This window comes from Sporosarcina sp. resist, assembly GCF_014302295.1.
GTDB classification, from domain to species: domain Bacteria; phylum Bacillota; class Bacilli; order Bacillales_A; family Planococcaceae; genus Sporosarcina; species Sporosarcina psychrophila.
This window is the reverse complement of the sequence record NZ_CP060287.1, coordinates 2693753-2705567: the sequence shown is the minus strand read 5'-3', so window position 1 is coordinate 2705567 and position 11815 is coordinate 2693753. Positions and strand designations below refer to the sequence as shown.

General features: G+C 39.6%; 8 protein-coding genes, 1 pseudogene and 1 other annotated feature. Of the genes and pseudogenes, 5 read left to right on the top strand and 4 right to left on the bottom strand.

Annotated features, from left to right (window positions below; all coding sequences use genetic code 11):
- Positions 1–2 precede the first annotated feature (2 nt).
- The 4 genes from dapF (at position 3) to thrS (ending at position 7271) form a co-directional block, all read left to right on the top strand.
- Positions 3–914 carry a diaminopimelate epimerase gene (gene dapF / locus H7992_RS13150; RefSeq protein WP_304626825.1) on the top strand — a complete coding sequence of 304 codons (912 nt, stop codon included), beginning with the start codon at positions 3–5 and terminating at the stop codon, positions 912–914.
- A 2-nt stretch (positions 915–916) separates the two neighbouring features.
- Positions 917–2242, top strand: a complete 1326-nt coding sequence (gene glnA, locus H7992_RS13145) for a type I glutamate--ammonia ligase (protein WP_187044885.1) — start codon at positions 917–919, stop codon at positions 2240–2242.
- Positions 2243–2305: 63 nt separating this feature from the next.
- Complete coding sequence (gene asnB / locus H7992_RS13140) at positions 2306–4156, top strand: asparagine synthase (glutamine-hydrolyzing) (RefSeq protein ID WP_187044884.1); 1851 nt, start codon at positions 2306–2308, stop codon at positions 4154–4156.
- Between the two features lie 921 nt (positions 4157–5077).
- Positions 5078–5302 (top strand) — a binding site (T-box leader).
- Between the two features lie 49 nt (positions 5303–5351).
- The gene (gene thrS, locus H7992_RS13135; protein ID WP_187044883.1) at positions 5352–7271 is read left to right on the top strand and encodes a threonine--tRNA ligase; all 1920 of its coding nucleotides are present in this window, start codon (positions 5352–5354) and stop codon (positions 7269–7271) included.
- Between the two features lie 997 nt (positions 7272–8268).
- On the opposite strand, the gene H7992_RS13130 is transcribed toward thrS, so the two are convergent.
- Complete coding sequence (locus H7992_RS13130) at positions 8269–9042, bottom strand: alpha/beta fold hydrolase (RefSeq protein ID WP_187044882.1); 774 nt, start codon at positions 9040–9042, stop codon at positions 8269–8271.
- A gap of 90 nt (positions 9043–9132) precedes the next feature.
- A pseudogene (locus tag H7992_RS13125) lies at positions 9133–10145 on the bottom strand (IS30 family transposase).
- Positions 10146–10231: 86 nt separating this feature from the next.
- Here H7992_RS13125 and H7992_RS13120 point away from each other — a divergent pair.
- Positions 10232–10750, top strand: coding sequence for an NUDIX hydrolase (locus tag H7992_RS13120; RefSeq protein ID WP_255428430.1), 519 nt, complete (start codon positions 10232–10234; stop codon positions 10748–10750).
- A gap of 217 nt (positions 10751–10967) precedes the next feature.
- Here H7992_RS13120 and msrA read toward each other — a convergent pair whose 3' ends face one another.
- Together msrA and H7992_RS13110 are read right to left on the bottom strand one after the other, a co-directional pair.
- Positions 10968–11498 (bottom strand): peptide-methionine (S)-S-oxide reductase MsrA, encoded by a 531-nt coding sequence (gene msrA / locus H7992_RS13115; protein ID WP_187044881.1) that lies wholly within the window; start codon positions 11496–11498, stop codon positions 10968–10970.
- A gap of 165 nt (positions 11499–11663) precedes the next feature.
- Positions 11664–11762 carry a YjcZ family sporulation protein gene (locus H7992_RS13110; RefSeq protein ID WP_082786576.1) on the bottom strand — a complete coding sequence of 33 codons (99 nt, stop codon included), beginning with the start codon at positions 11760–11762 and terminating at the stop codon, positions 11664–11666.
- Between the last annotated feature and the right edge of the window lie 53 nt (positions 11763–11815).

The following is an 11815-nucleotide window of genomic DNA, read 5'->3' as shown; positions in this document are numbered from 1 at the left end:
AGTTGTTGTTTACTAAAATGCATGGTTTGGGAAACTCCTACGTTATTTTCAATCAATTAGAAACTGAAATGGACTACCAAGACTATAATCAGCTTGCTCAAATAGTATCTGATGTGAACTTCGGTATCGGGTCTGACGGCATAATAATAATAGGATCTTCGGATATAGCAGATTTTCAAATGAGAATTTTTAACGTGGATGGATCGGAAGCAAGGAATTGTGGCAACGGATTGCGTTGTGTAGCAAAGATTCTTTTTGATCAAAAGTACGCTACAACATCTCCTTTTACAATTGAAACGTTGGGTGGGGTGGTGAGTTTGGAAGTAGATGTAGACCATGAAAAGTACGTGCAGTATGCAACTGTTGATATGGGCGAGCCCAAACTACTAAAAAATAGGATACCGATGCAAGGAAATCCATTCTCGGTTGCGATAAATGAACCGCATTCTTTTGGAGGAGATGTGTATTACATGACTTGTGTATCGATTGGGAATCCACACGTAATCATGTTTGTTGATGATGTGAATGAAGTGCCATTAGATAAAATAGGTCCTGTAATTGAACACTCTGATTTGTTCCCAGAACGAATAAACGTCGGAATTGTTCATGTCAAGAACAGCCAAGAAATTGATTATCGAGTGTGGGAACGTGGATCGGGTATAACAATGGCTTGCGGAACAGGGGCTTGCGCTGCGGTAGTAGCTGCCACATTAAACGATATGTTGGATAGACATCTTCCGATAACCGTTCATCTACCTGGAGGAGACTTGACGGTTAGCTGGGATGAACATGGCCACATTTGGAAAAGAGGAAAAGCAACATATATCTGCCATGGAGAATTGGGGAGAGACACCTATATTAATGGTTCAGTAATCGATGAAGGCAATGATTTTAGACAAAAGGGGAGGATCTAAGTATGAACAGAGAATCTATTTTAGATTTGGCTAAGATGCAAAATGTAAGGTATGTTCGACTACAATTTACAGACTTATTCGGGAAAATTAAAAATGTTGAAATTCCGATTAGTCAGTTGCCGAAAGCACTCGATAACAAAATGATGTTTGATGGCTCATCAATTGAAGGATTTGTACGTATTGAAGAATCTGATATGTATTTATACCCAGATTTAGATACGTTTATTATCTTTCCTTTTACAACAGAAAAAGGAAAGATCGCGCGTCTCATCTGTGATATTTATCATCCAGATGGAACACCATTTGAAGGTGACCCTCGCAATAATCTCAAAAGGATTTTAAATGAAATGAAAGTACTTGGGTTTTCTGATTTCAATGTTGGACCTGAACCTGAATTTTTCTTATTTAAACTCAATGACAAGGGTGAACCATCATTGGAATTGAATGATCATGGCGGTTATTTTGATCTTGCACCAACTGACTTAGGGGAAACTTGCCGTCGCGATATCGTATTTGAACTGGAAGAAATGGGATTTGAGATTGAAGCTTCCCATCATGAAGTAGCACCGGGCCAGCATGAAATTGACTTTAAATATCAAAGTGCCATAAGAGCCTGTGATGATATTCAAACCTTTAAGCTTATCGTTAAAACAATTGCTCGCAAACATGGGCTACACGCGACATTTATGCCTAAACCATTATTCGGCATAAATGGATCTGGCATGCATTGTAACTTGAGCTTATTCAAAAATGGCGAAAATGCATTTTATGATCCAAACGGGTCGCTAGAAATAAGTGATACTGCAAGAAATTTTGTGGCAGGAATTCTGAAACATGCTCAGAGTTTTACTGCTATTACAAACCCTACTGTAAACTCCTACAAAAGGTTAGTTCCCGGGTATGAGGCGCCATGCTATGTGGCTTGGTCAGCAAGAAATAGAAGTGCACTTATTCGAATCCCCGCATCACGTGGAATGAGTACACGTGTAGAGGTTCGTAGTGTTGACCCTGCTGCAAATCCATATTTAGCCATGGCAGTCTTGTTAGCTGCGGGATTAGATGGCATTAAAAATAAATTAACACCTCCTGAAACAATTAACAAAAATATCTATTTGATGTCAAAAGAAGAACGGGGAAAAACCGGAATCATTGATTTGCCGGCTACTTTAGCTGAGGCACTAAAAAAATTAAAAGCAGACAAAGTGATTACTCAAGCTATAGGCAGCCATTTGTTGGAACGGTTTATTGAAGCAAAAGAAATTGAATGGGATATGTATAGGACACAAGTACACCCATGGGAACGCGATCAATATCTGTCGCAATATTAATGAAGCGGTGGATAGTGAAAAAAAGCTAATATGTAAATTTCTAATGAGAAGGAGTGATTGCGAGTGTGTGGAATAACAGGATGGATTGATTGGCATCAAGATTTGACACAGCAAGTATTCATTGTGGAAAAGATGGCGAATTCATTGGCGAAGCGTGGTCCGGATGCTTCTAATGTATGGAGTTCGCGCCATCTGTTACTTGGTCATACCCGGCTTATAGTTGTCGATCCTGCCGGAGGTATACAGCCGATGTCAATAGAAAAAAACAACCATACTTTTACTATCGTATATAACGGAGAGCTTTATAATACAGAAGAAATTAGAAAGGAATTACTACAAAGAGGGTACTCTTTTCAGTCATATTCCGATACGGAAGTGTTACTGACGGCATATATCGAGTGGGGAGAAAATTGCGTTATGCATCTAAATGGAATTTTTGCATTTGCTGTTTGGGATCAACACCGAGAGCAGCTTTTTATGGCAAGAGACCGACTTGGTGTCAAACCTCTATTTTATCGTGAAGAAAACGAATCGCTCATATTTGGTTCAGAGATTAAAGCAATACTTACACATCCAAAAGTGAAAAGTGAAGTGGACAGAGAGGGGTTTCAGGAAATATTTGGATTAGGTCCATCCCGGACTCCTGGTCATGGTGTCTTTCGGGGCATTAATGAACTTCGCCCAGCTCATGCATTAATTTACAATCGAAATGGACTGAAAACTTGGCGGTATTGGAATGTAGAAAGCAAAAAGCATCATCATACGTTAGATGAGACGGCTGAACAAGTAAAAATTCTTGTAAAGGATGCCGTTGAGCGCCAGTTAGTTGCTGATGTACCTGTTTGTACATTCTTATCTGGAGGAATTGATTCGAGTGCTATTAGTTCATTTGCTTCAGAATATTTTAAAAAAGAGGGACGCGGTACCCTTCATACGTACTCCATTGACTACGAGCACAACAATCAATATTTCAAAGCGAGTTCCTTTCAGCCTGATCAAGATGCACCATGGATAGAGAAAATGCAACAATATTTGGGGTCTATTCATCACTCGGCTATTATAAATAATGATCAGCTGGCAAATCTGTTGGAAGAAGCAGTGATGATGAGAGATTTACCTGGTATGGCAGACGTAGACTCATCATTGTTATGGTTTTGCGAACAGATGAAACAAGATTATACAGTTGCATTGTCTGGTGAGTGTGCGGATGAGATCTTCGGAGGATATCCATGGTTCTATAAAGAAGAACTGCTGCACGGAAAGGAGTTTCCGTGGATGCGGTCACAAACGGAAAGACAGCAGCTGTTGCTTCCACATTGGCAAAAGAAACTCGATTTGGAAGGGTATGTGAGGGATCGCTATAACGAAACGATTAGTGAAGTGCCTCTTCTAGGGGGAGAAACCCAAATAGAAGCACGGCACCGGGAAATGTCTTATTTAAATATGATTTGGTTTATGTCAACGCTTCTGGAGCGAAAAGATCGCATGAGTATGGGAGCAAGTTTAGAAGTACGGGTTCCATTCGCCGATCACCGAATTGTTGAATATGCCTGGAACATACCGTGGGAAATGAAAATGCTGAACGGCCAAGAGAAAGGAATATTACGAAAGGCTTTAGAAGGAGTACTTCCTAATGAAATTCTATACCGGAAAAAGAGTCCGTACCCTAAAACACATCATCAAACATATATGAAACTCGTAAAGACTAAGTTAAACAACATCCTAGATAATAAAACATCTCCCCTACTAGAACTTGTCTCAAAACAAAGAGTCAAGGACATCATCGATTCAGACGGATCCTCATTCAAAGTTCCTTGGTTCGGTCAGCTTATGACAGGCCCCCAACTCATCGCCCACCTATCCCAAATTAACATGTGGTTAGTAAACTACAACATAAACATCATTGATAACTAATCTCCTTCGTTCTTTATTGTTATTAAGTGGCCGCAAGCAGCAAACGTTTTATGTCAGTGACTCCGCTCATTTATATAGCTTGCTTGACGTGTGAATAAAGTAACCCCACGGGAATTAGCATAATCCTTGGGGTTATTATTCCCATATTATTTCGTTCAAAAGGTTTTTTCGCTTACCTTAAGAAAGAGAGGAAACCCCTGAGAATATAACCACAAAATGAACATGGATTTCAGGATATATTCATAATTAATTACTCCTTTGACGTAGCTAATGAAATTATAAATACTGCTGAATTTAATTGTATGAATTTATTAAGTAATATAGAATTAACTTATCATTATAATGAAAAATATAGTGGCAAAGGTTTCGCAAGAGAAACAGCGTAGTCTTACTTAGAAATTGCCGGAAATCATGTAGAAGTGCACGTGTACACAGCATCTGGAAGTCCTGATAGTCAAAGGTCACTAAAGGTATTGGAAAAGGTCGGCTTTACTTTTTTAGGTATGAAATGATTTGAGGATACGGGCCAGTATGAACCTAACTATGAGTATCCTTTTTAACTAATCATACATAAACTGTATTGGATACAACCAAAAAAAGCTTGATAATCCATTTTCTTTGTTGTAGGATATTAACTAATTCGATTTCAATGAATTTTAACTATACTTGTAACAGCGATGATAAAGACATGAATTGTTTTGATGGTTTCCAGAGAGGGAAGTATTGCTGAAATCTTCCTAACTTAGAAAAACAATTTACCACTTTTGAGCTGCATGAAGCCGTCTATGCTACGTTACAGCACCATGAGCAAACGCCATTGTTGGATGGTGTTAGAAATTTGGGTGGAATCACGAGCAAACACACTCGTCCCTTTACTAGGGATGGGTGTGTTTATTTGTATAGAAATATAACTGAATAACGATAAAAGCGATGACAAAGACATGAATTATTTTGATGGTTTCCAGAGAGGGAAGTATTGCTGAGAACTTCCTAACGCAGAAGATAATTTACCACTTTTGAGCTGTATTAGTGAAATGAAGTAACTAATTCCGTTAATGCTACGTTACAGCGCCATGAGTTAACACCATTGTTGGATGGTGTTAGAAATTTGGGTGGAATCACGGGTAAATCATACTCGTCCCTTTATTTGGGACGGGTATTTTTTTATACAAAAAATTGGATGGGGTGTTTTAAGATGAATGACAAGCAAATTGAGATTCGATTTCCAGACGGTAGCCGAAAGAATTTTCCTCTAGGTATTACATTAGCGGATATTGCACAGTCCATTAGCTTAAGTTTGAGAAAGAATGTTGTAGCGGGAAAAGTGAATGATCAATTATATGATTTATCACAATGCATTATGGAGGATGCTGCGATTACACTTATCACAAAGGAATCGATAGAAGGACTCGAAGTTCTAAGGCACACAACTGCACATGTGTTAGGGCAGGCGGTTAAAAGACTATATGACGATTCGAAGTTAGGGATTGGACCTGTAATTGAACACGGTTTTTACTATGACTTTCAATCGGATACAAGTATCACTTCGAATGATTTAGTAATGATTGAAAAAAAGATGCAAGCTATTATCGAAGAAGATTTGAAAATTGAACGTATAGAAGTCACGTATGGAGAGGCAGAAGAACTATTTGAGAAGCGTGGCGAATTGTTTAAGTTAGAGCTATTAAAAGACATACCAGCGGACGAGAAAATTTCCCTTTATAAACAAGGAGAATTTATAGACCTTTGCCGCGGACCTCATTTACCGTCAACTGGATGGATAAAAGCATTCAAGTTAACGCAGGTGTCAGGTGCTTATTGGCGGGGAGATAGTGATAATCAAGTGATGCAACGTATCTACGGAATTTCCTTTTTGAAAAAGAAAGACTTAGAACAGCATTTGTATTTTTTAGAGGAAGCAGAAAAAAGGGATCATCGAAAACTTGGAAAGCAACTTGAATTATTCATGTTCTCTGAGGAAGCACCAGGCATGCCGTTCTATTTACCAAATGGGCAGATAATACGAACTGAGCTAGAGAACTTTTCACGTGCACTACAGACGAAGGCGGGGTACGCAGAAGTCCGCACGCCTTTCATGATGAATCAACGTCTGTGGGAGCAATCGGGGCACTGGGATCATTACCATGAGAATATGTATTTTTCAGAAGTGGAAAACGCAAAATTTGCGATGAAGCCGATGAACTGTCCGGGCCATATGCTAATTTTCAAAAATAGTCTTCATTCATACCGTGATTTTCCAATACGTATGGCTGAATTCGGTCAAGTCCATCGACATGAATTTAGTGGTGCTCTTAACGGACTATTAAGGGTTCGAACATTTTGCCAAGACGATGCGCATATTTTTGTGAGGCATAATCAAATTAAAAGCGAAATAAAGCAAGTTATTCATCTGATTGATGAAGTTTATCGAACTTTTGGTTTTGAATATTCGATTGAACTTTCAACTAGGCCAGAACAATCACTAGGAAGTGATGAGATTTGGAATGATTCAGAAGAGGCTCTAAAGAATGTATTAGAGGATCTAGCGGTTACTTATCAATTAAATGAGGGGGATGGTGCATTTTACGGACCAAAAATTGACTTCCATATTAAAGATGCACTTGGACGCAGCCACCAATGCGGCACAATTCAACTCGATTTCCAAATGCCTGAAAAGTTTGACCTCACGTATATTGATGAAAACAACGAAAAAGTTCGGCCGGTGGTCATTCACCGTGCAATTTTTGGCTCAATCGATCGTTTTTTCGGCATACTGATTGAACATTTTGCAGGTGCTTTTCCAACATGGCTCGCTCCTAGGCAAGTACAAATTGTTCCTGTTTCAAGTGTACATTTGGATTACGCATTGTGTGTACAGTCCGTTTTAAGAAATGAAGGCATACGTGTTGAAATTGATCAGCGGAACGAAAAGTTAGGTTACAAGGTAAGAGAAGCCCAACTTCAGAAGGTTTCTTATACACTTATTCTTGGTGACAAAGAGGTTAGTGATGGAACGGTGAATGTTCGGGAATTTGGTAGTCAGAAAACGGAGTGTTTATCTATTGAAGGCTTTGCTTTGTTGATTAAACAACAGATAGAGCAGCGTGTCCTTTAAGAATCTCAAATCTTCGAAATTGTGAGTAGTTGGAATTGACGGTATAATTAGTTAAAAGGATATCTTTCCAATAAGTACAGGGGGGAATTGTCAATAGTAGAAGTTATACGTTTAAGACGTGAAATCACTAGTTTTCAGGAGAAAGAAATTCTGGGGACCTACTGGATCAAATCATAGATTCAGCTTTATGCACCTTCAGGGAATAATTTTCCTTCCCGTGAATTTATCGTCATTGAAAAACGTGGAAAAACTGGCTGTTTTGAAAAACGACACCCTTCATGAAATGGCTGTCTACTGCGCAAGTGGCGATTGTTGTGACTGGGCGACCTGGTATCAGTAAATAGTGGCTGCAAGATGCATCCATCGCGACAGCATTTATGTGGTTAGCTGCAACGGATCTACAGCTCGGCGTTGGGTTTGATGCTGTCTATCATTCAGAGGATGCAGAAGAGTCGAGGGTTCGTGAAACAGATGTGAGGGAAGCTTTAAACATCCCGTCAGACCTAAAATTGTTGCAATTCTAGGTCTTGGTTTTCCTATAGAAAAACCAAAAGTCAAAAAAATATTGAATCGAGATGATATCGTCCATTACGAATTATTTCAAACCGACATCGAATAATAAAAAATGCTTACCTGGATTAGTTATTTCAGTTCTGAGTAGGCATTTTTTAGTTGGGCATAGTTTGACGCATACGTTTACTTAATACTTATCTTTACTTTCCGATACTATTGCTATTATTTTTACGTAAAATGTAATATTAAATGCAACAAAACATAAAAGTCCCCATTAACCATGACTCAGGCGATGTTAGCGAGTTCTTCTAACAAGCACTCTTATGGCGTGCGGTAGTCTAGAATCTTTCTAGGTAGACGGTTGCGCCAGTCCTCGGCGTAACGGATTGTTTCTTCCACATCAGAGTTACGAAATCCTGCAGCAACTCACCTTCACAAGGCCGGTAATGCTCACTATTAATTATTTGAAGGTCCAACATAAATTTCATCCTTGCATCGTTTGCTTTCCCATCCCCTTCAGCATTATAATAATCTCCTCGATCACAATTTCCGGTTCATCGTGATGAATATAATGTCCGCTCCGACAAGCAATCCGGTGTTTGCTTGACGTTGACAGCCACTGGAAATCTACTTGCAGCCTTTGCTCAATTTCCAGTATTTCCTTATCAGGCCATTCCCCGTCACTCTTATCCGGTAAGCCTCTTGTGATAATTGAGAGAGGAATGTCACTTATTCGGAAATAATCAACGATTTGTTTATAACTCTGTACCTTATCGATCTTCTCACTATTTAACATAGGATTCTCGAAATATTCCCTATTTCCTGCAACCAACTTTTCAGGCAAAACCTTTTCATACGCAAGCTCTTTATATTCGGGCGCAGCATCAACCAAAATTATACCGGAAATGACCTGCGGATAAAGGCTTGCATACAATCTGGCGACCAAACCGCCAAAAGAATGCCCCACCAATACATAGGGCGGTTGGACCTCAAGCTCTAGCAACAATTCGGAAAGCTCCTCTACCAGATCAAGGCAAGTCCGCGGGGCGGATGTCACACGGCTCCTGCCAACACCCGCCCTGTCGTAAGAAAAGGTAGATGTTTCCTGAGATATTCGGCCTTGGACCTCGTTCCAAGTCTCACAACTATCGCCTAATCCAGCTATGAAAATTACGCTCGGTGTACTTTTTTGTGAATATTTACTGTACAGCCTGCGGTTATCGCAGGTATCAATTAACTTTTTACGTTGAATAGTCACTTTTAATCACCCATTTAAATTATAAGCTAAACACTATTAATTTTTCTACCTTAAATGCAATAAATCATGAAAGTACAGACGAACCGTTACTCAAGCTATATTGGAGAGTTCTTCTAAGAAGCATTCTTCAGGCGTTTGATACCCAAGAATCTTTCTAGGCAGGCGATTACACTAGTTTTCTGCATAGCGAATTGTATCTTCAGAAACTGAAGTGATTGTTTTCCACTTCGGGATAAAACGATGGATTAATCCATTATGGTCCTCATCCGTTCCACGTTCGCAAGATGTATAGGGATGGGCAAAGAAGACCTCTGTACCTTCACGGAAGACGGAAGTATTAAGTTCGGAGAATTCGGATCCGTTATCAGCGATAATTGTTTTAAACAGCTTTGCGAAGTTAGTCTCGTAGTTCACAGAAAGCAGCACTTACCGCTTAGCTACTCTTGGCAAGAATCCTTAAGGTGATCTCCTTACGGGTTTTACGTTCAGTAATTGTGAAAGGTGCCTCGTCCTGGCTCTTCTTTCCGATGGCAGTATCGATTTCCCAATCGCCGAATACTTCACGATCCTCGACTTCAGTCGGGCGCTCTTCGATACTACGACCAAGAACACGCTTGTTTACCCGGCTTCTTTTTGTTTTTGTGTTTAGGCGAACCTTCATAGGTAAATCAATATTTTTGACAGTGATGAGTCTGAGCTCAATATAGTTGTAAAATGTTTTTGTACAAACGCGTGCCTTATCAAAGAGATTGTTGCGCTACGCAAATCCGCAGACGTCGTCGGGTGACCACTCATCATTCAATATCTTAGCCTCTGCAAACTTGATAAATTCAATGGTTTCATCAAGCTTGGGTTTGGCACCGCAAGCTTTCTGATTTTCTTGGTATTTGACCTGGGCTGTCTCTGGGAAGTGGGCTTCGTACATGGTGCGGCCGGTTTTCAACTGTGTTACGGTACCACGCTTTAATTCACGCCAGATTATACTACGGTCATAGTCGATCGAGTTTGAGATGTCCTGCATGGATTTTCCCTTCGCCGTGAAGCGCTGCAATCATGCCTCGTTTATAGGTGCGTTTAAATGTGGTAGAATGTGTTTGTGCCATAGATAAACCTCCGTATTGATTGTGTTTTAGTCGACCTGATCATACACGGTTTGTCTGTGGCTTTTCATGTTTTAAGGTTGTTGCATTTGATTATACAACTAGTCAAAATAAGAAAGCTTGACTTGAAGGGAATGAAATTCATGGATGTTGTATTTAAAACTGAAAAAGCTGTATTTAATTATCGAGTAGCTGGAATTTGGATTGAAAATGGGCATGTTTTATTACATCGGGATGTAAATGAGTCGCAATGGTCGCTTCCTGGGGGAAGAGTTGAAATTGCGGAGGATTCGCAAAGCAGCCTTAAAAGGGAATTTCGTGAAGAATTGGGAATTGACGTGCATGTGGACCGAATGGCTTTGGTCATCGAGAATTTCTTTGAACATGGCGGGAGAGATTTTCATGAAATTGGCTTTTATTATGCGATAACATCAAAGGGGAATCCATCTTCATATAACGAAGCCCCTTTTCATGGCATTGAAGGCGAGCGATTAATATTTAAATGGACACCAATCAAAGAACTGAATGAAGTCGCATTATACCCTGAATGTTTACGTGCCGTTTTAAAAGATATGACGCCGTATATCCAACATTTTGTAGTTAAATAATAGAAGTTTATCAATCTTAATTCTAGTAAAATTGATTATTCTTTTAGAACAGGAAAAACTAAATAATGAGTACTTTGATAAGCGCTCATTATTCAGTTTTTTACATATATGATGGGACTTAGCTTGGAAGTCCTGCTTTAATCCCAAAAATAAAGAATATCATAGAAATTGCTAGTAGTTTAACGAAATACATTGTCGGGCACTCCAGTTCTTACTGTTACGACCAGTGCCCTGCGATAAATTCATCCCGACCAGAAAGTGCGCGGTCTTCTTCGTAATGCTCTTGTTCTTTTGCGTGATAATCCTGGTGATAGTCTTCTGCACGGTAAAATGTTTCAGTGGGACGGATTGGTGTCACAATCGGTTTAGAGAATGTACCGCTTGCACCAAGTTTATCTTTAGACGTTTCGGCAATTTGACGCTGCTCATCTGTATAATAGAAGATAGCTGTTGAATACGAATGTCCGCGGTCTTGGAATTGTCCATCTGCATCGGTCGGGTCGATTTGCTGCCAAAATACATCCAGTAATTTATCATAGGAAAAAACGGATGGATCATATGTGATTTCGACGACCTCTAAATGACCAGAGTCGCCCTTTTTGACATCTTCATATGTAGGATTCACAACATGTCCTCCCATATAACCGGATACGACGTCGTGGATACCGTCCCACTCTTTAAATGGTTTCACCATACACCAAAAACAACCACCAGCAAATGTGGCTTTTTCAACTATTTCTTTAGTCATCGTTACCAACACCCTTTCATTGCTTATAAGTAAATTGTATCATAATTAGAATAGTAGAAAATAGTTGTTTGCCTCTGTTTAGTACAACAGCAAAAAGAGCGCCTACTAAGCGCTCTTACAGTTGAGAGATGCTAATGAGCGGTTGAGATTGGATTGTTTTTTATATTAATAGATGAAGCTTGCGCCAATGATTATCAATAGTATAAAAAGCACAACAAGCAAAGCAAACGAGCTACCTTCTCCACCACCATGTTCACGTCCCATATCTTACACCACCTTTCTTCACCAACATCTATGTAACATATGCAGGGATGTAA